We start from the raw sequence: 22,305 nt of genomic DNA on the forward strand, positions 1-22,305 counted from the left end.
AGGTTCAGTCCTCCTTGGTTCCGGCAGCGGAGGTGGCGGCGTCGAGGTGGGACTTGGCGATCTGTTCCAGGTGCGTCAGGTCCGAGGCGACGGTGGTGAACGTGTAGCCCTGCTGCAGCCGTTGCGCGGCGACGGTGCCCGCCGGCGTATGGATGCCGGCAGCGATGCCCGCGGAGGCGGCTGCCTCGGCGATGGTTTCCAGTGCGGCGTTGAACTCGGCGTCAACGGCGGGGTCCCCGGGGAACGCACCGCCCACCGCGATGGCCAGGTCCGACGGTCCGACATAAATGCCGTCGAGGCCCGGGGTGGCACAGATTTCCTTGACGTTGGCCAGGCCCTCAGGCGTCTCGATCATGGCGAACACCAGGGTGGCGGTGTTGGCGTCGGCAGGCTTCGGCCCGATCCGCAGTGCCGAGCGCATGGGCCCGTACGAGCGGCGGCCCATCGGCGGGTACTTCCCGGCGGCAACTGCGGCTGCGGCATCCTCGGCGTTGTTGATCAGCGGGACGATGACGCCCACGGCACCGGCGTCGAGCGCCTTGCCGATCGCGGTGAAGTCGTTGGCCTCCACCCGGACCATGCCGACGGCGGTGTGCCCGGCGTCGATGGCCATCAGCCCGTTGAGCACGCCCGAGTAGCCGAGCAGCCCGTGCTGCGCGTCGAGGGCCACGTAGTCGTAGCCGAGCCGGCCGATGCGTTCGGTGGCCACGGGCGCGTCCAGCACTGCCCAGTAACCCACGGCCTGTTCCCGGGCGCGGATTCTGCGGGCGAATTCAGTGGCCAGTTCGGATGTCATGGAGATCTTCTACCTTCGGTTTTGGTGTTCGATGGACGGCGTGGGGTGCGGGGTTCTAAGAGAAGAGGGCGTCAGCGGTTGTAGGCGGGCATCGGGCCCCGCAGCGAGCTGCCGACGGCGTCGCAGGCTTCCACGACGTCGGCGGGCAGCGGACCGTTGGCCACGGCGGCGATGTTGGCGCGGAGCTGTTCCACCTTGGACCCGCCCAGCAGCATGGAGCCCACGCCGTCGCGGTAGGCCAGCCAGCGCAGCGACAGCTCGGCCAAGGTGATGCCTGCTCCTGAAGCGATCCGGGACAGCTCCTCGATCGCGTCGAACAGCTGCCGGTCCCAGTAGCGCTGGGTGTACATTGCGGCGAGCTTCGAGTCGCCGTAGCGGCCCTCGGTGGGCTTGGCGTCGAAGCTGTGCTTGCCCGTGAGGAGCCCGCCGCCCAGCGGGTTGTAGACCATGGTGTGCACATTGTGCGTGGCGGCGAATTCGAGGTATTCCTCCTCCAGCCGGCGCGCCACCAGGTTGTAGAGCTGCTGCGCAACGACAGGCTGCGGCGCCCCTACCTCACGTGCCACGTGGATGACGTCGGCGATCTGCCAGGCGGCGAAGTTGGAGACGCCCAGGGCGCCGATCTTCCCCTCGGCCACCAGCTCGGCCACCGTGGAAAGAGTGGAGTGCAGCGGCGTGGCCCGGTCCGGCTGGTGCAAGTAGAACAGGTCGATGCTGTCCACCCCAAGCCGGCGCAGGCTCCCCTCCACGCTGGAACGCAGCCCGGCCGGAGACAACGGCGAGTTGGAACCGTGGTCCGCGTGCGGCATGCCCGCCTTGGAGGCGAGAATCACGTCGTCGCGCCGTTCCTTCAACAGGCGCGAGAGCATCTCCTCGGTGGTGCCGCCCACGTAGGCGTTGGCGGTGTCGATGGTGGTGATGCCGGCGTCGAGCGCTTCCTGCACCATCCGCCCGGCGGTGGCCTCGTCGACGGTGTCGCCGAACGTCATGGTTCCCAGGACCAGCCGGGAAATCGGAAGTTTCAGGCCGTCCACCTGGGTGCCTTCGGGCTGCTTGTTCATGCGTTGGTTCCTCGTGGTTGCGTAGTCGTCGGTGGGAGTCGGTGGGAAGGGTGCTGGGAAAGGGGGCTCAGCTGGCTTGGTTGGCGAGCGCCAGGGAGCGGACCAGGTGCCGCGGCTTCAGGCCCTGCATGGTGGAGGGGTCCAGCGCCGCACGGCGCAGTTTGCGGGTGTAGTCCTCCTTGGGGGCGGTCAGGACGGACGCGGTGGTGCCGTGCTCAACCAGCTTGCCGCGCTGCATCACCATGACGCTATCGCTGATTTCCTGCACCACCCCAAGGTTGTGCGAGATGAACACGTAGGTGATGCCCGTTTCGTCCTGGATGGACTTCAGCAGCCGGAGCACCTGCGCCTGCACGGACACGTCCAGGGCGCTGGTGGCTTCATCGCAGACCAGCAGTTCGGGCTTGGATGCGAGCGCCCGGGCGATCCCGATGCGCTGGCGCTGGCCGCCGGAGAACTCCGCCGGGTGCTTGTCCAGGGACTGGATGGGCAGGCCCACCTGGTCGATGAGCTTGGCGGCGGCCTTGTGCCGCTCCGCCTTGGACCGCACGCCCTGCAGCTTCAGCGGTTCGGCCACGATTTCCTGTGCGGTCATGTGCGGGTCCAGCGATCCGTAGGGGTCCTGGAACACCATCTGGAACTTCGAGCGCATGGGACGGAGCTTTGATTCGCTCATGGCGGCGATGTCCGTCCCGTCGAGTTCGATCCGGCCGCCGGTGGGCGTGACCAGCCGCATCAGCGCCTTGGCCACGGTGGATTTGCCGCAGCCGGATTCACCCACGACGGCGATCGTCTTGCCTTTGTCCACCGAGAAGGACACGTCGTCGACGGCCCGGAAGGTGCCGCCGGGCACGTGGTAGTCCACCACGAGGTTTTCGACGGCGAGGAACGGCTTAGTCATGGCTTGCTCCGGTCTGGGTCAGGGCAGGATCAGTGGTTTCGGGGGCGGCGTGGGCGCCGCGGGAACGGCGTCCGGTTGGACGGCGCGGGGAGGCGTCGGGGGTCTCGTCCCACGGCCCCAGGACGGGCACGGCGGCCAGCAGGGCGCGGGTGTACTCGGTGGCGGGGTGGTCCACGATCTGCTGGACCTCGCCGGACTCGACGAACGAGCCGTCCTTCATCACGTGGATGCGGTCCGAGATCAGCCGGGCCACACCGAGATCGTGCGTGATCATCAGGATGCCGATGCCGCGCTGTTCCTGCAGTTCCAGCAGCAGGTCCAGGATGCCGCCCTGCACCGTGACGTCCAGGGCCGACGTCGGCTCGTCCGCCACCAGCAGCTGCGGCTCGCTGGCCAGGGCAATGGCGATCAGGACGCGCTGGAGCATGCCGCCGGAAAGCTGGTGCGGGTACTTTTTCAGCTGCTTTTCCGGAGTGGGGATGTGCACCTGCTGCAGCAGGCGGACGGCCCGGGCCTGCAGGGCTCCCTTGTCCTTGGAGGCGGCCCCGGCGATCCGGATGGCCTCGAACAGCTGGCTGCCGATCGAGTGGACCGGACTGAGCGCCGTCATGGGGTCCTGCGGGATCAGGGCGAGGGTCTTGCCGCGCACCTTGCCGATGGCCTTGGGATCGGCGGTGATGTCGACGCCGTCGATCAGCACGGTGCCGGACAGCACCGCAAGGTCCTCGGGCAGCAGGCGGAGGATGCCCATCGCCGTCGTCGACTTGCCGGAACCGGACTCACCGATGATGGTGACCGTCTCTCCCCGGTGGATCCTGAAGCTGACGGAGTCCACGGCGCGGATGATGCCGGCGTCGGTGATCAGTTCCACCTGGAAGTCGCGGACTTCAAGGAGCGGCTGTTCCCGGTGGGCGGAAGTCTCGGGTTGTGCGGTCATGTCAGGCACCCTTCTTCTTGCGGCGGGGACGGTCGCGGAGGCCGTCGCCCAGCAGGTTCACGCCCACCACCATGAGCACGATGACGAGGCCGGGCAGGGTGACCATCCACCAGGAGGTGGTGATGTAGTCCTGGCCGTCGGAGATGATGCGGCCCCAGGTGGCGAAGGGTCGCTGCGGGCCGGCGCCGAGGAAGCTGAGCGCGCTTTCCAGCAGCACGGCCTGGGCCAGCAGGAGCAGGACCACCAGCGTGGCCTGCTTGATCACGTTGGGGATGATGTGCTGGATCAGGATCTGGATCCGGTGCAGGCCCAGGATCCGCGCGGCGGAGACGTAGGGCTTCTCGCGTTCCACCAGCACCATGGAGCGGGTGAGACGGGCGACTTCCGGCCATTGGGCGATGGCGATCACGAAGGTGATGACCGGGATGGAGGGGCCGAACAGGGCCACCACCAGCAGCAGCATCATGAGCAGCGGCAGGGACATCTGCGCCTCGAGGACACGGGAGACGATGGTGTCCACCCAGCCGCCGAAGTAGCCGGCGGCCGCGCCGAGGATGATGCCGATGGCACCGGAGACCAGCACCGCGAGGACGCCGATGGTCAGCGAGACCTGGCCGCCGTGCAGCACGCGGGAGAGCAGGTCGCGGCCCAGCTGGTCGGTGCCGAACAGGTGCCCGTCCGTGAACGGCGGCAGGCGCCGGGCGGAGAGGTCCTGGAAGTTCGCGTCCGGCAGCGGGAGCACCTGGGCCAGGATGATGGGGATGATCACCAGCAGGGTGCAGATGGTGCCCACGATGAGCTTCCACTTGGCGGCATTACGGCGGCGGGTGGCGCCCGCCTTGGCAATGTCCGCTTTGGTGACGGCGCTGGGGCTAGGCTGCCGGGCAGGCAGCCCTGCGGGGATTCCGGAGGAACCGGCCGTTGCGGTGTCGCTGAGGCTCATGCTGATGCCGCCTTTCCAAGACGAACGCGGGGATCGAGTAGCGGGTAGGCGAGGTCGATGAGCAGCTGGACGCCCACCGCCAGCAGCGCGGTGAGGAGGACCGTGGCCTGGATGAGGGGGTAGTCGCGGGTTTCCAGTGCCCGCACAATCAGGGAGCCGACGCCGGGCCAGGCGAACACCACCTCCACCACCACCACACCGTTGAGCATGGCGGCGAACCGGGTGCCGAGGGCCGTGAACACGGGGATGGCGGAGTTGCCCATGGCGTAGCGCCACGTGAGGATCGAGTTCCGGACGCCGCGGGAGCGGGCGACTGTGAGGTACGGTGCGGCGAAGTTGGCGGTCATTTCCCGCCGGACCATCCGGGAGATCAGGGCGATCTGCAGGATGGCGATGGTGATGGTGGGAAGGACCAGCCCGCCCCAGGTTGCGAAGCCGGAGGCCGGGAAGATCGGGATGAGGACGGCGAAGCCGGTGAGGAGCATGATGCCGGTCCAGAAGTCGGGCATGGACTGTCCCGCGATGGTCAGGACGTTGACGCCGAGTTCCTTGCCGGTGTCAGGTCGGCGGGACATCCAGACGCCCAGCGGTATGGCGACGACGGCGGTGAGCAGGATCGACGCCGTCGCCAGGGTCAGCGTGTACGGCATCCTTTCCGCCACCACCTGCAGGGCGGGGGCCTGGAACGAGTAGGACTGGCCAAGGTTGCCGCTGAGCAGCTGCTGCAGGAAGATCCAGTACTGCTCGATCAGGGGCTTGTTCAGGCCGAACTGCTCGCGGACTTTGTCCAGCTGTTCCGTGGTGGCCAGCGGCCCGGCGTAGGACACGGCGGGATCGCCCGGGGCCAGGCGGATCAGGATGAACACAGTGGACACCGTGAGGAACACGGTGAGCAGCCCCTGTCCCACGCGCTTCAGGATGTAGTTCGTCATGGCTTAGGCCTCCAGCCGTGCATCAACGAGCGGGTAGGAGTTGGTGGGTGCCAGGTTGATGCCGGACACGCGGTCCCGTTGGGCGAGGACCGACTTGGGCACGAACGCCCAGGCGCAGGGCCAGGTGTCCCAAATGGCCTGTTGCGCAGTTGCGAGCAGTTCCTGCCGGCGGGTGGCATCCACCTCGGAGGACGCCGCCTGGATTTTGGCCTGCACGTCGGGGAAGACGTAACCCTGGTAGGTGTCGCGGGTGGCTTCCTTCTCGGGGGTGCCCGCGTACATGCCCTGCATCATGGTGATGGCCAGGCCGGTGGGGCTGCTGAAGCCGTTGCCCAGCAGGTCCCAGTCGCCCTGCTTGCCCTGGCGCCAGGCGAGGATGTTGCCGCCGGGTTCGAACTGCTGCAGCTCGGTCTTCACACCGATGGCGCCGAACATTTCCACCAGGGCCTCCATGACAGAGGTGTCGGACGCGAACTCGCCGGTTTCCCAGATGATCTTCAGGGTGAGGTCCTTGACCCCGAGCTCGGCGAGCCGGGCCTTGGCCTTCTCTGGATCGTAGGTGTAGGTGCCGGTCTTGTGGTAACCGGTGAGGCTGGACGGCGTGACGCCCTCCGCCTGGCTGACGGAATCCACCAGCACGTCCTTCACCAGCGACTCGCCGTCAATGGCCCAGCTGAGGGCTTCGCGGACCCGGACGTCGGCCAGCGGGTGCCCCGCCGGCTTGCGGAAGTTGTAGAAGATCTGGTTCAGGCGGAGGCTGGACGCTTCCTTCAGCTGGACACCGGGAAGCCCGGCGAGCTGTTCACGGGAGTCGGGCGTGATGGAGTCGATGATGTCCACCTCGCCGCTGCGCAGCGCGATGACGCGGCTGGATTCCTCGGGGAGGAACCGGACTTCCACGTTCTCCACCTCGGGCTTCGGGCCCCAGTAGTTCTCGTTGCGCTTGAGGCTGTAGGTGCCGGCGCCGCGGTTGAATTTGGTGACCACGTACGGGCCGGTGCCCACGCCTTCCTGCAGTTCCTCCGGCTTGTTCTGCGCGGCCGGGGTAATCAGGATCATGCTCATCAGCGAATCCAGGATGGGGACGGGCTTCTGGGACACCATCTTGAAGGTGCGGTCATCCACCGGCACCACCTCGGGGAATTCGGGGAAGAAGCCGGCCACGAAGGACCCCTGCACCTGCTTGTACATCTTCAGCGCGGTGGCCACGTCCTCGATCTTGACCGGGCGGCCGTCCGAGTAGCGGATGCCTTCGCGGAGCGTGACGGTCCATTCGGTGGGGCCGGTCATCTCGAAGCGCTCGGCCAGGACCAGGACGGGCTTGGTTTCGGGGCCGATGGCGGTAAGGCCCTGGCGGACCGAGCGCTGGACAGTGACGGCTGCGTCGAACTGGTTCAGCTTGTTGTCCAGGCTGACCAAGGACCGGTTGAGGGCCAGGGTCAGGGTGCTGGGTCCCGGCAGGCCGGTGGGGCCGGCACAGCCGGCGAGGCTGCCGGTACCCAGCAGAAATCCGGCCGCGGCACCGAACTGCAGCAGGCGGCGGCGGGATATCTCACTTCCTTGAGGAAGAACGGTCATCGTTGACCTCTCGGTTAATCGGGACGGCTGCCGGCCGATTGGCTGCGCCGATGTTGTGTGCATCACTTTGCCACCCATGCGCAAATTGCGCAACCCATCTAGCGTGATTCGCGCAACCGTGACATGATGTGGAGGAAGCATCCCGCTCTTCCGCGGGGTCCGGCCGACTACCGCGTGGAGAGGAGCATCGTGGCTTCCGTATTTGTGCAGGCCGACGATTTCTCAGGCGCCGCAGAGGTCGGCTGCTGCTTTGTGCAGCACGGGCTGAGTGCGCAGGTTCTGCTTGGAACGCACGACGGCGCCTCCTCCTCCCCGGGGCCGGTTGCCGACGTGGTGGTCGCCGATACGCATTCACGCGGCCTGGCTGATTCCGTCGCCGAAGCGCTGGTGGTGGAGGCATTCTCCGGTCCCGCCGCTGCAGGCGCACAGGTGTCCTTTAAAAAGATCGACTCCCTGTGGCGCGGCAACGTCCGCGCAGAGGTCAGTGCGCTGATTCGCCTTGGATACCATGCGGTAGTTGCGGGGGCTCTCCCCCAGCTGAAGCGTTCGGTCCGCGACGGCAAGCCGTTCGCTGCCGGGGCTCATCTGGCGCAGACGGAGTTGTGGCAGGCGGAACTTTCAGCCCCGCCTGCTGATATTCCGTCCCTCCTCCGCCCCGAGGATCCGGCCTCGGTACAGACCTTGGCCTTGGCCGAGGTTCGGTCCGTAAAGCTTGCCGCGAAACTGGCCGCACTGCTGCAGTCCGGACAGCCCGCGCTGGTAGTGGCCGACGGCGAAACTGTCCAGGACCTGGAAAGTGTTGTGGACGCCCTTTTGGAGCTGGGCTTCACCGCCGGAGACCGCCGCATTGTGCTGGTGGGTACCGGTGGAACGGCGGACGTCCTTGCGCAGCGGCTCGCTGCGCACGGTGCGCGAAACGCGCAATCTATGGAACAAACTCTCGCAACCAGTGCGGACCCGCACCAGGGAACCAAACCGGTGCTCGCCGTCGTCGGCTCCGCTTCGGGAACCGCTCAGGCGCAGCTGGTCCAGCTGGAGGCGCGCGGCTTCGAAGTAATAAGGCTGCACCCGCAGCACGCCGGTGCCGCCGGTGCGTACGGGCCGCAACTGCAGGAGACCAGGCTGGCTTTGGCGGCAGGCACCAACGTGGCCGTCACCGTGGCCGAAGGAAAAGTGGACGCGGCACGGGCGCTCAGCATCGTCCAGTCGCTGTCCTCCTTCGCAGCCCAGGCCGCGGAGGGACTGGAAGCGGACCTCATCCTCACCGGGGGTGAGACGGCCCGGGAAGTCCTGGACGCCGTCGGCCTCCACACGCTGGTGCCGCTCGCGGCAGTGCAGCACGGGGCGGTACTCAGCCGCGCCGACACCGGAACGCTGGTGGGCACCAAGCCCGGCAGCTTCGGCGATGACCTCGCCCTCGTGCAGCTTTACGACGAAATCCGGGAGCGCCGCGGCCAGTCCGCGCAAGCACCCGCCAACACCCTTCCCGGCAAGACTTCCGAACGATCTGGAGCAGAAATGACAACCGCCGCAATCAGCAAGACCGAGCAGACCGCCCTTCCCATCGTGGCCGTCACCATGGGCGACGGTGCCGGAGTGGGGCCGGAGGTGGTGGTGGCAGCCGTGCTGGATCCGCAGAGCAACGCCGAGTGCCGGCCCGTGGTGATCGGCGACGCGCTGCGCCTGCGCCAGGCCGCGGACATCCTGGGGATCGAGGCGGACATCCAGAGCATCGAGAACGTGGAGGACGCCGTGTTCACGCCGGGCCGGGTGAACGTGGTGGACCTGGCGCTGCTGCCGGAGGACCTGCCGTGGGGCCGGCTCTCCCCGGTGGCCGGCCACGCCGCGTACGAGTACATCCGGGTGGCCAGCGAGCTGGCCATGGCCGGGAAAGTGCAGGCCATCTGCACGGCGCCGCTGAACAAGGAGGCGCTGCACTCGGCCGGGCACATCTTCCCCGGGCACACCGAGCTGCTGGCGCAGCTCACCGGCACGGAGGAAGTGTCCATGATGCTCTCCTCGCCCAAGATCCGGGTCATCCACGTGACCACGCACATCGGGCTCATGGATGCCATCCGCAAGATCAATCCGGACCTGGTGGAGCGCACCATCCGCCGCGGCCACGAGGCCCTGGTCCGCGCCGGCATCCCCAACCCGAAGATCGGGGTCTGCGCCATCAACCCGCACGCCGGCGAGGGCGGGCTGTTCGGGCAGGGCGAGGAAGCCGAGAAGATCGAGCCCGGTGTAAAGGCCGCACAGGCTGACGGGATCGACGTCACCGGACCGCTGCCGGCGGACACCCTGTTCTTCCTGGCCGGCCGCGGCGATTACGACCTGGTGGTGGCGATGTACCACGACCAGGGGCACGGCCCGGTGAAGGTGCTGGGCATCGAGGCCGGCGTCAACATCACGGTGGGCCTGCCGGTGATCCGGACCTCCGTGGACCACGGCACCGCCTTCGACATCGCCGGCAAGGCCATCGCCGATCCGCGCAGCATGGTGGAGGCGCTGCACCAGGCGGCCGAGATGGCCACCCGGCCCAGCGTGGCCGCGTAGTCGTTCACGCAGGGGGCCGGTTGAGAAGGCACAGGGCGATGCTGCGGGCAGTAGCCCCGGGCGGGAACTAGCATGGTTACCACTGCCACGGGAAGGAGACCGGGAATGCTGTCGGCACATGCCAGGCGCGAGGAGATCTACCACCTGGCGGTCACCACCGGTCTGGCGTCCGTGGAGGAGCTCTCCGCCCGGTTCGAGGTCACCGCCTCCACCATCCGCCGCGACCTTGCGCTGCTGAACGGGCAGGGCCGGCTGGCCCGGACCTACGGCGGCGCGATGGCCCTGGGCGCGCACCCCGAGGCGTCACTCCGGCAGCGCACCGGCGAAGCGTTCGAGCAGAAGCACGCCATCGCCCGCTGGGCGGCATCCGTGATCCGGCCCGGCGAGAACCTCCTGCTCGACGCCGGCTCCACCGTGGGTGCCTTGGCGCACGAGTTGCGCAATTTTGACCCGCTTTCCGTCACCACGCCGGGGATCAACACGCTGCAGGAGCTGGCCGATTCCGACGGCATCGAGGTCGACTGCCTGGGCGGCCGGCTGCGGAACCTGAGCCAGAGCTTCGTCGGGCCGCTGGCCGAGGCGTCCCTGGAGCGGATGAGCTTTGACCGGGTGTTCCTGGGCGCCGACGCCGTCACCGCCGAGGACGGCATCTGCGAGGCCGACCACGCCCAGACCCGGCTCAAGGAGCTCATGGCCAGGCGCGGGAATGCTGTGTATGTACTGGCGGATTCGTCCAAGCTCGGGCTGCGGCCGTTCCACGCGTGGGCGCGCCTGGCGCTGCCCTGGACGCTGGTGACGGACGACGGCGCCGACCCGGAGCAGGTGCAGAAGTTCCGGGACGCGGGGGTTGAGGTCGCGGTGGCAGTTGTTGTAGGGGGGGCTGCTGCTTCCTAGCGCGCCGTTTGGAACTGGCCTGAAGAGTTAGCGTCCTCATGAGCAGGCTGGGCTTGCTCAGCGTCTGCCGGAAGATCGATTAGGGGTGAATCTAGGCTCATACCCAGGCGCCGTTCGCTTTTGCGCCGCTTAAGGCGCATCCTGATCAGGAGGACAGCCGTGAATTGAAGCCTAAGTCGGTTTCCGTCACGTGTGGTTCTCGCGCAGTACCCAGGCCCCCTGGACACCTAAACACCGGTCCGGGCTCCGTTGGAGCCGTCAAGCAGCCGGCGGTTTCTTCAGCGGCAATCCTGCGCCGTCGCCTGCACCGTCAGGCCGGCAAAGACTTTCCCACCCCTAGGCGTGCTCGCACAGCCGGACCGTGTCCGATTCATGCTGGCGGGTAAATAGGGAAAGCCCCTACGGAGGGGCTTTCGTCGGGTTGGGCAGTTGATCTCTGGTATTGGTCAGCGGTGATGCGCTCCTCCTCCCTAGGCGCTGTTTGCGCCCCTGCCGGTTTCCGTAGTTAGAAACTCTAATAAGTAGCCCGGCTGATCGTCCAGCGACAGACCAAGAATTCTCCCGGCTTTCCGGAAACAGCCGTTACCGATCCCGATGGCGTAGGCCCGGGCCATCCATTCACTGTGCCCGACGTCCCTCGAGTGTGAACTAGGCTGCGCCTTCGCGGCTGCAGCGAAGGCCGGTACCTACCGGACGGCGTTGTTGGCGTTCACGCGGCCGTGCGCCCAGTAGGTGCCTACGCCATCGATTGCGTCGGTGGTTGACTCCACCTTGGCGCGTACCGCGGAGTTGGCGGCCGCGGGATCCTTGCTCCAGACAAGAGCGGCAGTGGCGGCGACAACCGGCGTGGCCATCGACGTGCCGCTGCCGATGTCATAACCCTGCGAGCGACCGCTCTGCGTCGCCAGGACGAAGTCGTGGTTCGGGAACGTCGAGTAGACGCTGACGCCGGGCGCTGCGACATCCACCCACGGGCCGAAGGTGGAGAACGATGCCTTGGCGTCTGTATTGTCGGTTGCCCCCACGGCAATGACGTTCTGGTAGGCGCCCGGGTACATCATGGTCTGGCTGCCGGTGTTGCCTGCTGCCGCAACGAGCACCACGCCTTTTTTCCAGGCGTTGTTGACGGCAGTTTCGAGCGTGCGTGACGCCCGCACGGCGAGGCTCATGTTGATCACCTTTGCGCCGGCACCGACCGCCCAGTTGATCCCATCCACAAGGTCTGAGGTGAATCCGGCCCCGCTGTCGTTCAGCACTTTGCCGGCCAAGATTTTGCAATCCGGGCACACGCCTGCGACGCCTTCCGTGTTGTTGGCAACGGCGGCGATGATGCCGGCGACGTGGGTGCCGTGGCCGTACTTGTCCTCGTTGGTTTTCGCGTTGCTGAAGTTGGCGCGTGCAACAACCTGCGGGTTGATGTCGTCGTTGTCGGTTGCGACACCGGAATCGAGAACAGCCACTTTGATGCCCTTGCCGGTGGTGACGCTCCACGCCTCGACGGCGTCGACGTCGGCGTCCGCTTTGCCGGGTGCCACGGTCAGCGTGTTGGCGGTGTTGTTGAATGACTGGCCCTCGTTTTGCAGTGCGTACTGCCGGGGGAAATACGGGTCGTCCGCAGCGGCGGCAGTAGCGGGCTGGTCCGGCTCGGCGTACTCGACTGCCGGGTTCCGGCTTAGAGCATCCGCGAATTGGAGTTCTGTACCGGCCGGTACTTTGACCACGTGCGCTCCGGTGCTGCCGCTGCCCGGTCCATCGCTGAGGCCCTGCAGGCCCAGGACGCCCACCGCGGCACCGTCGTCGCGGAACTTCACCATGATCTGCCCCGTCATTGGCGAGGACTGGGCCGCGTTGCTTGGGGCGGCAAGGGTAATTCCGCCAAACGCCATCATTGCCGCTGCGAAACTGGCCACAACAAGTTTTTTCATGGGGTCATCTTGCCCCGATCACCGGACGCTAGATAGTGCCTGCCGCCTAATTAACAGATGAGTTTCCTTCCAAACCCAGCGCCCGCCGATGGTGGTGGAGGCAGTCGCCCGGCGGCTAACCGCGCGGCTACAGCGGCACGACGGCGGCACGCCGCCATAGGCATGCGCCCCGCCAAAAAAATATTTCGGCGACAACCCATCCGAAATGTGACGGCAAACGAATAGCTGGGGTAACCCCTTGGGTTGGCACGAAGAAAGCTGATCCATAAACGCACAGCACATCTAGGAGATCACCATGGCAACACAAACCAGGACCGGTATGGCCGCCCGTACCAACGTCCAAAAGGCATCGATGGTTGTCGGCGCAGTGTTCCTGCTGGTCGGCATCCTGGGCTTCGTTCCGGGAATCACGGGCAACTACGACCAACTGGGCCTCGCCGGCCACCACTCCGAGGCCATGCTGCTGGGCCTTTTCCAGGTTTCGGCCCTGCACAACATCGTCCACCTGCTCTTCGGCGTAGCCGGCATCGCCATGGCCCGGACCGCCACTGCAGCCCGCTCCTTCCTCCTCTACGGCGGCATCATCTACCTGGTCCTTTTCGTCTACGGCCTGGTGGTCCCCCAGGATTCGGACGGCAACTTCGTCCCGTTGAACGGCTTCGACAACATCCTGCACCTGCTGCTCGGCGTCGGGATGGTGGCCCTGGCCGTGATCCTCACCAAGGGCCGCGCCAAGGCGCGCGCCTGAGGCACTCCCCCGCGGCCACCGGCCGCATTAAGACCGGCGATGGCCCCGATCGCAGCTTCCGCTGTTATCGGGGCCATTGCCGTTTCCTGCGTTCCCCTGCTGCGCAGCGTTATGCCCGCAGAGGCCGCGGCACTCGGCTGCAGGTCAGGCAGAGGCCGTGGCTGAGCGGACAGCTTCGGCCAAGGAGGTGGCGGGGCGTCCGATCAGCGTGCGCAGGTCTCCGGCGCTGACCAGGAGGTCACCGCGGGCAATCCCCAGGTCAGAATCAGCCAGGATCTCCGCGAAGGCTTCCGGCACTCCGACGCCAGCCAGCATTCCGGCGTACTCCTGCGCGGGGAGGTCCTGGTAGGAGATTTCCTTGCCGGTGGCGGCGCTGATCTCTGCCGCAAGTTCCGCCATGGTGAAGGGTTCATCGCCGCCCAGCTCGTAAATCTTGCCGGCCTGGTGGTCGGCAACCAGCACAGCAGCAGCAGCGTGGGCGTAGTCAGCGCGGGAAGCTGCGCTGACCCGGCCCTCCCCGGCGCTTCCGGCGATCCCACCCTGTGCGAGCGTGCCGGGCAGCTGATCGGTGTAGTTCTCCAGGTACCAGCTATTGCGAAGAAGAACGAAAGGAACGCCCGCTTCCTGCAGAATGGCCTCGGTTTCCTGGTGCTCGACTGCCAGCTTCATCGCTGTGGTGTCCGCGTTGGCGATGCTCGTGTAGGCGAGCAGTTCAACACCTTCTGCCTTCGCGGCCTGGATGACGGTTCGGTGCTGCTCCACCCGCTGCCCCACCTCGCTGCCGGAAATGAGGAGCACCTTCTGCGCCCCCTTTAACGCCTCCGCCACGGAGGCGGGATCGGTGTAGTCCATGGCCTTGACCTGGACGCCGCGCGCGGCGAAGTCTGCGAGCTTTTCAATGGAGCGCCCCGTGGCCACGATGTCTTCCGCGGGAACGTGGCGCTCCAACAGTGCCTCGACTACGTGGCGGCCCAGCTGGCCGGTTGCGCCGGTGATGACGATGCTCATGGGTTTCCTTTCGATTTGGTGTCTATCACCGATGCCAACAAAGGCTTTTCGAAGTTGCTTCCCGAAAGAGAGTACGCACTTTCAGGTAAGGTACCTGCATGGACGTTAGTACGGCTGATTCTGCCCATGCCACGCGCCTCCCGGCAGCCCTCGCCGACGGCGTATTTCCGGCCGGGTGCCCCAGCCGCACGCTGCTCGACCACATCACCAGCAAGTGGGGCGTGCTGATTCTGCTTGCTTTATCGGAGGGCGGGCAGCGCTGGAGCGAACTGCGACGGCGTGCAGAGGGCGTCAGCGAGAAAATGCTGGCCCAGACCCTGAAGACCCTTGAGCGCGACGGCCTGGTCAGCCGGAAAGCCCAGCCGGTCATTCCGCCGCGGGTGGACTACAGCCTCACCGAGCGCGGCTATGAGTTGAGCGCCCTGCTGGTTCCGCTGGTGGCCTGGGCCTTCGAAAACGCCGACGACATCATCAACGGGCAGCGCCCCGACTGACGACGGGGTGTGGTTCTGCGCGCATGCAGTTCCTTTGAACAGCTGAAGCCGCCCGCACCTCACTTCAGGGCGGGCGGCTGCAGCTGTCAGTGTTTCCGTGTTCAACCGTCGATGCTGGCCATGTTCGCGTCGTCATGGCGTGCACCGGCGGCGGGAGTGAGCCTGTCCAGCCGGTCGATTTGTGCCGTGCTGAGCTCGATACTGTCGGCTGCGGTGTTCTCCTCGACGCGACCCACCCGTTTCGTGCCGGGGATCGGGGCTACGTCGTTGCCTCGGGTCAGCAGCCATGCAAGTGCGGTCTGGGCGGGGCTCGCTCCGGTTTCGGCGCCGATGGCCCGGACCTCGTCGACGATCCGGAGATTGCGCTGGAAATTCTCGGCGGTGAAGCGTGGGTTGGTTTTGCGCCAGTCGTCGTCAGCGAAGTCGTCAACAGTGCGGATCTGCCCGGTCAGGAGGCCGTGCCCGAGCGGTGAGTACGGCACGAGGCCGATACCGAGCTCGCGCAGCAGCGGGAGGATCTCGGTTTCGGGGTCGCGTGTCCACAGGGAGTATTCGGTCTGCAAAGCTGCCAGGGGGTGGACCGCATGCGCGCGGCGGATCGTGGAGGGGCTGGCTTCGGACAGGCCAATGTGGAGGACCTTGCCTTCTGCGACTAATTCGGCCAGGGCGCCGACAGTGTCCTCGATGGGGGTATTCGGGTCGACCCGGTGTTGGTAGTAGAGGTCGATGTGGTCGGTGCCGAGGCGCTTGAGAGATCCCTCGACGGCGGCGCGGACGTTCGCGGGGCTGCTGTCGATGAGACCGCGTCCCTCGGTGTGGGATAACAGGCCGAACTTAGTGGCGACCACTACTTGGTCACGGCGGCCCTTGATCGCCCGACCAACGACCTTTTCGCTGTGGAACGGCCCGTAGACCTCGGCGGTGTCGATGTGCGTGACACCGAGATCTATCGCGCGATGGATTGTGCGGATCGACTCGTCGTCGTCGGTACTGCCGCCGGTGGTGTAGGTCCCGGCCATGGTCATGGCGCCCAGACCAATCCGGGAGACGCTCAATGCGCCCAGTGCTGAATTCTTCATGGGATGAATCTGTCTTTCTGTGGTGGTGGGGGCTGGTGGTCGCGCGCGCCGGGGCCGGCCCCGTGCCCTTAGCAAGATGCAGGACACCAGGTGAGCTTTGGGCGGGCGGTTAGGGGTTGTTGTGGGCGAGGTTGGAAGAGAGTTCGCGGTGGGCGTCGGCCTGAGCGAGCAGCTCCTTGGCCTTCTGCTCAAAGGTTGCGACGGCGTCAGCGCCGGCGGCAAAACGCAGTGGCGGCTCGTCCAGCTCGGCTAGTTGGATCAGGGCGTCGGCGAGCTTGGCCGGGTCCCCGCCTTGCTTGCCGTTCATGCCTTGCCAAGCGGTGACGGTCTGCTCGGTGCGGTCGGCGTAGTCCTCGATGCTCGATTCGGCGAAGCTGGTGGATTCCGGGCTGAGGAGCTCGGTGCGGAAGAACCCGGGCTCCACCAGCATGGTGCGGATCCCGAACGGAGCGACTTCAGGGGCCAGCGACTCGAGCCAGCCCTCTACGCCGAACTTCGATGCGGCATAAGCGGTGCAGAACTCCTGTCCGGCGATGCCCGCGGTGGAGGAAATCGTGACCAGCAGGCCAGAGCGCTGGGCGCGCAGGACCGGCAGGGCTGCACGGGTGACGTTGATGGGCCCGAACAGGGTGGTTTCGATCTGTGCCCGGAAGTCGCCCGGGGTGATTTCTTCGAAGAAGCCTGCGTAGAAGTTGCCGGCGTTGTTTACCAGCACGTCGATCTTGCCGAACCGCTCAACGGCGGCCTGGATGGCCGCTTCCGCCGCGGCGGGGTCGGTGACGTCGAGCGCTACGGCCAGCAGGTTCTCGTTTTCGCCCACAGCCTGGGCTATCTTTTCCGGGTTGCGGCCGGTGGCGACCACGGCGTGTCCGGCGGCCAGAGCGGCCCTTGCGATGTCGGTCCCCATCCCGCGGCCGGCGCCGGTGATGAACCAGACCTTCCTGCCCATGTCGTGCGGCTGTCCGGTCACGGTGTTCTGTTCGGTAGTGTTCTGTTCAGTCATGGTGTGGTTCTGTCTTTCCCGGGGTGCGTGTTCCCGGCAGCGCTCTGCGTGCGCACATCAGGGACGGTGGATCCGCCGGCGGTTTCGCCGGCAGTGGTTGTTTCGGGAGGCGTTGATGCCCAGCTGGCGAGGAACGCCAGCGCGTTTGCGGACGCGGAGCCGGGCTCTGCGGTGAAGGTGAACAGGGTCTGGCCTTCATCGCCGGGAAGGTCCAGCGTCTCGTATTGCAGCGACAGGTCCCCAGCGACCGGGTGGTGGAAGCGCTTGGTCCCTGTGGTGTGGATCCGCACGTCGTGTCCTGCCCATAACGCGGCGAACAGGCCGCTGCGCGTAGTCAGCTCACCGACCAGTTCGTTGAGCGCCCGGTCGTGCGGGTTGCGCCCAGATTCCGAGCGCAGCATCGCGACCGTGGTGGCGGCGATGGCGCGCCAATCGGGGTAGAAGTCACCTGCGCCCGGATTAAGGAAGAGGTAGCGCGCCTGGTTAGGCAGCCGGACCGGGGTGTCCGGCCCCGACGGTGCGGCGGAGCTGAACACCGGCGCGTACAGCGCCCGGCCTAGCAGGTTTGCAGCCAGCACGTCCGAACGGCCGTTCTGCACCATAGCGACCACGCCGGTCATTCCGTCCAGCAGGCGCAGCACCCCGGGACGGACCCGTTGCTGCGGTGGCCGCTGCAGTGCCCGGCGCGAGGGCATGTTGGCCGCCCGCGCCAGGTCCATCAGGTGCGCCCGCTCAGCCTCGTCGAGGTTAAGGGCAGCGGCCACTGCCTCGAGCACCGAGTCTGAGACACCGCGGATGCTGCCGCGTTCGAGCCGGGTGTAGTAATCAGTGCTGACTCCTGCGAGCTGCGCCACTTCCTCACGGCGCAGGCCGGGAACTCTGCGCAGCTCTCCGTAGCTGGGGATACCGGCCTGCTCCGGGCTGATCTTCGCCCGACGCGAGATCAGGAACTCACGGATGTCGTTATTTCTGTCCACGTCCACCACGTTACGCAGCCCGTTCGGGCGGCGGCAGTGTCTATCAGACACCCCCAACCCTGAGCTGTAGTGGCGGATATCCGCGGAGGTCTACTTCACTTCTGGACGGCGTACCGCACGTGCGTAGCGTACGTGGAGCTGACGGTCTTGACGATCACGAGGTTGACGTCGTGATCGAACCCATCGAACAGACGCTTGCCGGCGCCCAGGATCACTGGTGCTGTTGAGAGCACCAGTTCGTCCAGCCGGCCCGCGGCCAGCGCCTGCCGGATCACGTCCGCACCGCCTCCGATGGCGACATCGGCGCCGTCGGCCTTCTCTATCGCTTGTGCCAGCGCCTCATCGAGCCCGGACACGAAGGTGAAGCCCGCTTCGGCCGCTGGCTGGCCCTCCGTGCGGTGGGTGAGCACGAACAGCGGGCCGGGGAAGGGGTTGGTCCCTCCCCAGGCCCCCGCGGCGTCATACATCCCGCGGCCGACGATGCCGGCGCCGAAGCCAGCGACCAGGTTGTCGTAGAAGTCCTTGTCGGGCCCGTGCATCGCGAAGTTATGTCCTCCGTCGTAGGTCCACGCACCACCCATGACCCAGTAGTGCAGGCGTTCTCCGCCCTTGCCCAGGCCGTACCGTGGTCCGTCTTCAGGGCCGGTAATGAATCCGTCAACGGACGTGGTGATTGATGCGATGACTTTGCCCATGGTTACTCCTTCGATGTGCTGGGAAACCGGAGCTTAACCGGCTCACAGGGTGCTCCCGCCCCCCATGCACGCGGCCAAGGCGGAAAGCGACGGTGAAGATCCACGTAAAGAACGTGACCAGAATTGCATGTTGCACCAGGCCCTTCCACTCGAACAGGCCGCTCTCCGGCTGCTGACTGATCTTGAGCAGGACGATCCCGAGGGTAAGGACAACACCGCATGCCAGGGTCCATCCCCGCAATGAGCGCCAGTCCGGGTTTCGGCGGAAGGACCGGTAGAAAACGAAGCAGCTGACAGGTGCGAGAGTGAATACGAGGGCACCGAAGACGCCATGCACGACGCCGTGGACACTGGCTTGTCCGAACAGTGCTGACGGGTCAGTGGTGAACGGTCCCGAGGCAAGCAGGCCCAGCCCGACGACCTGCACCAAAACGGGCCCGGCACGGGAAGCTGCGCCGGAGCCAGAAGGTTCGGTGAGACCACGGCCGAACACCAGCACAAGGGTGCCGGTGAGCACGAAGTTCAGGACCTGGACCCACCCCAAGGGACCAAGGGACAACTCGCTGACAAACATGGCGGTCCAGGAGTAACCGGGGGTGAGCCACCCGCAAATCGTGAAAACGGATACAAAAAGGACGGCCCCCGTCATGCCCGCCCACGCGGCCGATTCAACCCGCCGCCTAGCGAGAGGGGTAGCCGAAGCTCCTGGATCCATGGCTAAGTTTAGGCGCTGATCGCAAGGGCAGCCTGTTTCTATCGTGCTGCCCGTCGTAGGCTATGGGCATCCATCGCACCATCGCACAAGGAGGCACCCATGCGTACGGCAGAACCCATGACTGAAACCGAGCAGGTCCACCGTCTTTCTGAGAATCTCATGACCCATTTGGCCAAGGGCAGGGAATGGGCCACGCCCGGCGTGCAGACAGCACTGCAAAGAGCGGTCGCCGGGCTGGATACCGGGATTGAAACAGCGTCCCCCCGCCTCCAGTCGCTCCTTCGGCGCCTCGCCGACGAGCTAGCGGGCGGGGTGGAGACACTGACTCCTCGGGTCCAGGAACGCTTGAAGCGTGTTGGGCCGAAGGGCGCTGCTGAGGTGGCGGACACGGAAGTGGTTGGTGGAGGACGTTCGGCTGCACGGAAGTGGTTGTGGATCGGCGGATTGCTAGCCGCCGTCGCGGCCGGCGTAGGCGTATGGCGCTCCTCCCAGAAGTCTAGTGAAGAGCCTGCGCCACCAACTACTGTTCGAGAGGCCGGCGTGGCGGATCCTGATGCTGACGCGGACCTTGCCGCGGGCCGGATGTAGGGGACGCCGCGACCGGACTCCGTGGTCGCCAATCAACGTGTCGATGACTCGACACTGAGTGCTTGCACGATTGGGCATTCCTCATTCGGATCGATGCGCTGCTGGTGCAGGAGCGTCTCGAGAGCGTCGCGCGTGCGCTGCAGATCCTGGATCCGACCATCGATCTCCTGGAGCTTGTCGACGGCGGCGGCGGTTACCGAGCCGACGTCGACAACTCCGGAGCGCAGTCCTGCGGACAGCGCGGTGAAGTCGGTCAGCTCATTGAGAGTGAAGCCGAGTTCCTGGCCGCGCCGAAGGAATCGCAGCTGGGTAAGTGCCGTGTCGTCATAGTCGCGATCACCGCCCGTGGTGCGCGGGGGCTGGGCAAGAAATCCGCGGCGCTCATAGAACCGCACAGTGGAAACTTTCACTCGTGCCCGCCCGGCAAGTTCTGCAATTCTCATGGTCGAAGCCTAGGACGCTGCCGCGATTGCGGGAACTGTGTCCGCCGGCGACCCACTCGAGGTTCGTGCGCGACGAGCCGCGAGAAGCGCAATACTCTGAGCCAGAGCCCAGGCAATCTCGAGGATGAGCATAACGAGCACGAGCGGTGACGCACCCTGCACCAGAGCTGCAGACATCCCGAGTGAGAACAGTACTCGTGCTCCCACGTCAGCTGCTGCCGCGGACAACGACGGACGAAAGATGCGGAAGAGCGCCCATACAGTCACGACGCTGCCCATGAGGTTAGCGAACATCACCGTAAACGGGTCGTGAGGGTCCGGCGTTAGACCGGTCAGGCCGAGGTTCTGGTGGAGCGCACCGAGCATGTCGAAAATGACCGTGGCCGTCGCAACGAAGGCGAACCCCGCGGTGACGACAAGGTCGTAAAGGGCCGACAAACGAACTACACGCAAGGCGTTGTGAAGTGTCATAGCGCCATCTTCAACTATGAACCGCAGTGCGGAGTCAAGGCAGGCTACTCTGAGTGCTCGATGCCCGCAGCGGCCCTGGACTTGCCGAGGTTCTGCGAGTCAAGAAGCAGCCGGTGTCCTCGAAACTGGCCGGTCCCGCGGCAGTTAACTCTTGCCCTTTGAACGTCTCTTCTGGACAGGAGGAACGTCCAGGTCCGGCACAGCTCGGAGCATGAAGCGGTCGAAGTGAGGGACGGTGAACCCTGCGTAGCCGTGCGAGGGAGTGTAGAGCAACCCCATGTTGATGAGCTCAGACCTGGTGGGGGCCAGTTGCGTGGATTCCCTCCCCATTACACCAGCCACGTCCGCCGCCTTTTGAGACTCTGGACCGAGCTGTGCCATGGCGCGCATATAGGCAATCTGCAGTTGAGTGGCCCTATCCAAACGGACCCGGAAGAAGGACGAATCAAGCTTGGCCTCGTATGCGTCTTTTGCGTCCTCCACGTCTTCAAGTGTGATGGTTTCGCCGTCTGCCACTGCCCATACCTGATAGCCAAGCTCTTGGACAAAGTATGGGTAGCCCTCCGTTAGCTCAAACGCCCGGTCTAGGGCGTCGTCATTGAACGAAACACCTTCAAGGTGGGCGGGCTCGGCGAGGGCCTTCTTCGCATCTTCCACATCAAGAGATCCGATTTTGGGAAACTTAAAAAGCCGCTCGGCATATGATTTAGCATCGCCGGCAAGCTCCGCGATTTGGGGCAGTCCGGCTCCAACGAAGGTCACGGGAAGCTTTCTTTGGACTGTCTTGTGTATTGCCTGAATGACGGCTTCCAGCTGCGGCTGACTCAGGAACTGGACTTCGTCGAACAGCAGAACCAGCCCTGTCGCATGTTCCCGCGCAGCTTCGCCGATGGAAACCAGCACGTCGGTCACGTCCAGCGTGAGGTTCCCGTGATCCGCAAACCCCTCGGCGGGGTCGACGTCCAGCGACAACGTCGGAGCACCGGACGCCGGGTCGATGGAAAGGCTGAAGGACTGGAGAACTTGAGCTGCTCTCCTCGCCTTTTCTCCCCATTTGGCCTTTGGCGAAATCTGAAAGAGCGCCGCCCGAAGTTGTGAGTACACCGTCTGCCGGAAATGGCTGTCATCATGCTTGCTGGCCTCTAGTTCAAGGACTCTCCACTTGAACTCCTCGGCTATCTGACGGAACTCGCCCAGCAGGACGGTCTTCCCCACGCCACGCAGACCTGTAACGATCATAGATTGGTTCGTGCGCCCGCGGTCAAGGCGGCGCAGGAGCACCTTAAAATCCTCCAGCAACTCGTCTCGTCCTATGACGATCTCTGGAGTAGCACCAGCATTGGGGGTGTAAGGGTTATTTACCGGATCCTCAGAACCGACCTTACTACCTTTATACGGCTTTATTAGTTTCTAATAAAGCACCCTAAGATGAGTAAACCACCGTGTCGGTGTCCTGTTGTGGGCACTGTAGCCTGTGCTTCGCTAACCGGTGCATCGGCCGGCCCCGCTAACAGCGTGTCATAGCGTCATCCTCCCGTCGTTCGCCGGCGGTCTGGTCGGA

General features: G+C 65.6%; 22 protein-coding genes. 5 read left to right on the forward strand and 17 right to left on the reverse strand.

Going from position 1 to position 22,305, the window contains the following annotated elements; translation table 11 throughout:
- Positions 1-4 precede the first annotated feature (4 nt).
- The 7 genes from QFZ65_RS15985 to QFZ65_RS16015 all read right to left on the reverse strand — a co-directional run bounded on the left by QFZ65_RS15985 (position 5) and on the right by QFZ65_RS16015 (position 7,148).
- The gene (locus QFZ65_RS15985; RefSeq protein ID WP_306911684.1) at positions 5-796 is read right to left on the reverse strand and encodes an HpcH/HpaI aldolase/citrate lyase family protein; all 792 of its coding nucleotides are present in this window, start codon (positions 794-796) and stop codon (positions 5-7) included.
- Positions 797-867: 71 nt separating this feature from the next.
- The gene (locus QFZ65_RS15990; protein ID WP_306911686.1) at positions 868-1,857 is read right to left on the reverse strand and encodes an aldo/keto reductase; all 990 of its coding nucleotides are present in this window, start codon (positions 1,855-1,857) and stop codon (positions 868-870) included.
- 67 nt (positions 1,858-1,924) lie between these two features.
- Positions 1,925-2,758 (reverse strand): ATP-binding cassette domain-containing protein, encoded by an 834-nt coding sequence (locus QFZ65_RS15995; RefSeq protein WP_306911689.1) that lies wholly within the window; start codon positions 2,756-2,758, stop codon positions 1,925-1,927.
- On the reverse strand, positions 2,751-3,695 hold the full coding sequence (locus QFZ65_RS16000) for an ABC transporter ATP-binding protein (RefSeq protein ID WP_306911690.1): 945 nt from the start codon (positions 3,693-3,695) through the stop codon (positions 2,751-2,753). The genes QFZ65_RS15995 and QFZ65_RS16000 overlap by 8 nt, the downstream gene beginning before the upstream one ends.
- Position 3,696: 1 nt before the next feature.
- Entirely contained in the window at positions 3,697-4,638 is a 942-nt protein-coding gene (locus QFZ65_RS16005) for an ABC transporter permease (protein WP_306911692.1), read from the reverse strand.
- A complete protein-coding gene (locus tag QFZ65_RS16010) occupies positions 4,635-5,570 on the reverse strand; it encodes an ABC transporter permease (protein ID WP_306911693.1) in 936 nt (311 codons plus the stop codon). Before QFZ65_RS16010 ends, QFZ65_RS16005 begins: the two co-directional genes overlap by 4 nt.
- Before the next feature lie 3 nt (positions 5,571-5,573).
- Positions 5,574-7,148: an ABC transporter substrate-binding protein gene (locus QFZ65_RS16015; protein ID WP_306911695.1), complete on the reverse strand. Its 1,575-nt coding sequence runs from the start codon at positions 7,146-7,148 to the stop codon at positions 5,574-5,576.
- A 189-nt stretch (positions 7,149-7,337) separates the two neighbouring features.
- On the opposite strand from QFZ65_RS16015, the gene pdxA reads away from it, so the two are divergent.
- Both pdxA and QFZ65_RS16025 read left to right on the forward strand, forming a co-directional pair.
- Positions 7,338-9,704, forward strand: a complete 2,367-nt coding sequence (gene pdxA / locus QFZ65_RS16020) for a 4-hydroxythreonine-4-phosphate dehydrogenase PdxA (protein WP_306911697.1) — start codon at positions 7,338-7,340, stop codon at positions 9,702-9,704.
- Between the two features lie 105 nt (positions 9,705-9,809).
- A complete protein-coding gene (locus QFZ65_RS16025) occupies positions 9,810-10,598 on the forward strand; it encodes a DeoR/GlpR family DNA-binding transcription regulator (RefSeq protein WP_306911699.1) in 789 nt (262 codons plus the stop codon).
- Between the two features lie 686 nt (positions 10,599-11,284).
- Here the strand turns inward: QFZ65_RS16025 and QFZ65_RS16030 are convergent.
- Complete coding sequence (locus QFZ65_RS16030; RefSeq protein ID WP_306911701.1) at positions 11,285-12,523, reverse strand: S8 family serine peptidase; 1,239 nt, start codon at positions 12,521-12,523, stop codon at positions 11,285-11,287.
- Between the two features lie 295 nt (positions 12,524-12,818).
- Here QFZ65_RS16030 and QFZ65_RS16035 point away from each other — a divergent pair, with 295 nt between their 5' ends.
- Positions 12,819-13,271 (forward strand): DUF4383 domain-containing protein, encoded by a 453-nt coding sequence (locus QFZ65_RS16035; RefSeq protein WP_306911703.1) that lies wholly within the window; start codon positions 12,819-12,821, stop codon positions 13,269-13,271.
- A gap of 144 nt (positions 13,272-13,415) precedes the next feature.
- Here QFZ65_RS16035 and QFZ65_RS16040 read toward each other — a convergent pair whose 3' ends face one another.
- Entirely contained in the window at positions 13,416-14,279 is an 864-nt protein-coding gene (locus QFZ65_RS16040; protein ID WP_306911705.1) for an SDR family oxidoreductase, read from the reverse strand.
- 98 nt (positions 14,280-14,377) lie between these two features.
- On the opposite strand from QFZ65_RS16040, the gene QFZ65_RS16045 reads away from it, so the two are divergent.
- The gene (locus tag QFZ65_RS16045) at positions 14,378-14,773 is read left to right on the forward strand and encodes a helix-turn-helix domain-containing protein (RefSeq protein ID WP_306911707.1); all 396 of its coding nucleotides are present in this window, start codon (positions 14,378-14,380) and stop codon (positions 14,771-14,773) included.
- Positions 14,774-14,874: 101 nt separating this feature from the next.
- On the opposite strand, the gene QFZ65_RS16050 is transcribed toward QFZ65_RS16045, so the two are convergent.
- The 5 genes from QFZ65_RS16050 to QFZ65_RS16070 form a co-directional block, all read right to left on the reverse strand.
- The gene (locus QFZ65_RS16050; protein WP_306911709.1) at positions 14,875-15,852 is read right to left on the reverse strand and encodes an aldo/keto reductase; all 978 of its coding nucleotides are present in this window, start codon (positions 15,850-15,852) and stop codon (positions 14,875-14,877) included.
- A gap of 109 nt (positions 15,853-15,961) precedes the next feature.
- Complete coding sequence (locus QFZ65_RS16055; RefSeq protein WP_306911712.1) at positions 15,962-16,855, reverse strand: SDR family oxidoreductase; 894 nt, start codon at positions 16,853-16,855, stop codon at positions 15,962-15,964.
- Positions 16,852-17,832: a helix-turn-helix transcriptional regulator gene (locus QFZ65_RS16060; protein ID WP_306911714.1), complete on the reverse strand. Its 981-nt coding sequence runs from the start codon at positions 17,830-17,832 to the stop codon at positions 16,852-16,854. Before QFZ65_RS16060 ends, QFZ65_RS16055 begins: the two co-directional genes overlap by 4 nt.
- 95 nt (positions 17,833-17,927) lie before the next feature.
- On the reverse strand, positions 17,928-18,527 hold the full coding sequence (locus QFZ65_RS16065) for a dihydrofolate reductase family protein (RefSeq protein WP_306911716.1): 600 nt from the start codon (positions 18,525-18,527) through the stop codon (positions 17,928-17,930).
- On the reverse strand, positions 18,490-19,242 hold the full coding sequence (locus QFZ65_RS16070; protein WP_306911718.1) for a DUF998 domain-containing protein: 753 nt from the start codon (positions 19,240-19,242) through the stop codon (positions 18,490-18,492). The genes QFZ65_RS16065 and QFZ65_RS16070 overlap by 38 nt, the downstream gene beginning before the upstream one ends.
- A gap of 99 nt (positions 19,243-19,341) precedes the next feature.
- Here QFZ65_RS16070 and QFZ65_RS16075 point away from each other — a divergent pair, with 99 nt between their 5' ends.
- Positions 19,342-19,830: a hypothetical protein gene (locus tag QFZ65_RS16075; RefSeq protein ID WP_306911721.1), complete on the forward strand. Its 489-nt coding sequence runs from the start codon at positions 19,342-19,344 to the stop codon at positions 19,828-19,830.
- A 32-nt stretch (positions 19,831-19,862) separates the two neighbouring features.
- Here the strand turns inward: QFZ65_RS16075 and QFZ65_RS16080 are convergent, their stop codons facing one another.
- The 3 genes from QFZ65_RS16080 to QFZ65_RS16090 form a co-directional block, all read right to left on the reverse strand.
- On the reverse strand, positions 19,863-20,273 hold the full coding sequence (locus tag QFZ65_RS16080) for a MerR family transcriptional regulator (RefSeq protein ID WP_306911722.1): 411 nt from the start codon (positions 20,271-20,273) through the stop codon (positions 19,863-19,865).
- A 9-nt stretch (positions 20,274-20,282) separates the two neighbouring features.
- Positions 20,283-20,744, reverse strand: coding sequence for a hypothetical protein (locus tag QFZ65_RS16085; RefSeq protein WP_306911723.1), 462 nt, complete (start codon positions 20,742-20,744; stop codon positions 20,283-20,285).
- 144 nt (positions 20,745-20,888) lie between these two features.
- Positions 20,889-22,148: an ATP-binding protein gene (locus tag QFZ65_RS16090; protein ID WP_306912615.1), complete on the reverse strand. Its 1,260-nt coding sequence runs from the start codon at positions 22,146-22,148 to the stop codon at positions 20,889-20,891.
- Positions 22,149-22,305 lie beyond the last annotated feature (157 nt).

The sequence above is a fragment of the Arthrobacter sp. B3I9 genome (assembly GCF_030816935.1).
GTDB lineage: Bacteria > Actinomycetota > Actinomycetes > Actinomycetales > Micrococcaceae > Arthrobacter.

Coding starts and splice junctions, on each gene's coding strand:
- QFZ65_RS15985 (WP_306911684.1), bottom strand. CDS start 796: ATGACATCCGAACTGGCCACTGAATTCGCCCGCAGAATCCGCGCCCGG.
- QFZ65_RS15990 (WP_306911686.1), bottom strand. CDS start 1,857: ATGAACAAGCAGCCCGAAGGCACCCAGGTGGACGGCCTGAAACTTCCG.
- QFZ65_RS15995 (WP_306911689.1), bottom strand. CDS start 2,758: ATGACTAAGCCGTTCCTCGCCGTCGAAAACCTCGTGGTGGACTACCAC.
- QFZ65_RS16000 (WP_306911690.1), bottom strand. CDS start 3,695: ATGACCGCACAACCCGAGACTTCCGCCCACCGGGAACAGCCGCTCCTT.
- QFZ65_RS16005 (WP_306911692.1), bottom strand. CDS start 4,638: ATGAGCCTCAGCGACACCGCAACGGCCGGTTCCTCCGGAATCCCCGCA.
- QFZ65_RS16010 (WP_306911693.1), bottom strand. CDS start 5,570: ATGACGAACTACATCCTGAAGCGCGTGGGACAGGGGCTGCTCACCGTG.
- QFZ65_RS16015 (WP_306911695.1), bottom strand. CDS start 7,148: ATGACCGTTCTTCCTCAAGGAAGTGAGATATCCCGCCGCCGCCTGCTG.
- QFZ65_RS16025 (WP_306911699.1), top strand. CDS start 9,810: ATGCTGTCGGCACATGCCAGGCGCGAGGAGATCTACCACCTGGCGGTC.
- QFZ65_RS16030 (WP_306911701.1), bottom strand. CDS start 12,523: ATGAAAAAACTTGTTGTGGCCAGTTTCGCAGCGGCAATGATGGCGTTT.
- QFZ65_RS16035 (WP_306911703.1), top strand. CDS start 12,819: ATGGCAACACAAACCAGGACCGGTATGGCCGCCCGTACCAACGTCCAA.
- QFZ65_RS16040 (WP_306911705.1), bottom strand. CDS start 14,279: ATGAGCATCGTCATCACCGGCGCAACCGGCCAGCTGGGCCGCCACGTA.
- QFZ65_RS16045 (WP_306911707.1), top strand. CDS start 14,378: ATGGACGTTAGTACGGCTGATTCTGCCCATGCCACGCGCCTCCCGGCA.
- QFZ65_RS16050 (WP_306911709.1), bottom strand. CDS start 15,852: ATGAAGAATTCAGCACTGGGCGCATTGAGCGTCTCCCGGATTGGTCTG.
- QFZ65_RS16055 (WP_306911712.1), bottom strand. CDS start 16,855: ATGACTGAACAGAACACTACCGAACAGAACACCGTGACCGGACAGCCG.
- QFZ65_RS16065 (WP_306911716.1), bottom strand. CDS start 18,527: ATGGGCAAAGTCATCGCATCAATCACCACGTCCGTTGACGGATTCATT.
- QFZ65_RS16070 (WP_306911718.1), bottom strand. CDS start 19,242: ATGGATCCAGGAGCTTCGGCTACCCCTCTCGCTAGGCGGCGGGTTGAA.
- QFZ65_RS16075 (WP_306911721.1), top strand. CDS start 19,342: ATGCGTACGGCAGAACCCATGACTGAAACCGAGCAGGTCCACCGTCTT.
- QFZ65_RS16080 (WP_306911722.1), bottom strand. CDS start 20,273: ATGAGAATTGCAGAACTTGCCGGGCGGGCACGAGTGAAAGTTTCCACT.
- QFZ65_RS16085 (WP_306911723.1), bottom strand. CDS start 20,744: ATGACACTTCACAACGCCTTGCGTGTAGTTCGTTTGTCGGCCCTTTAC.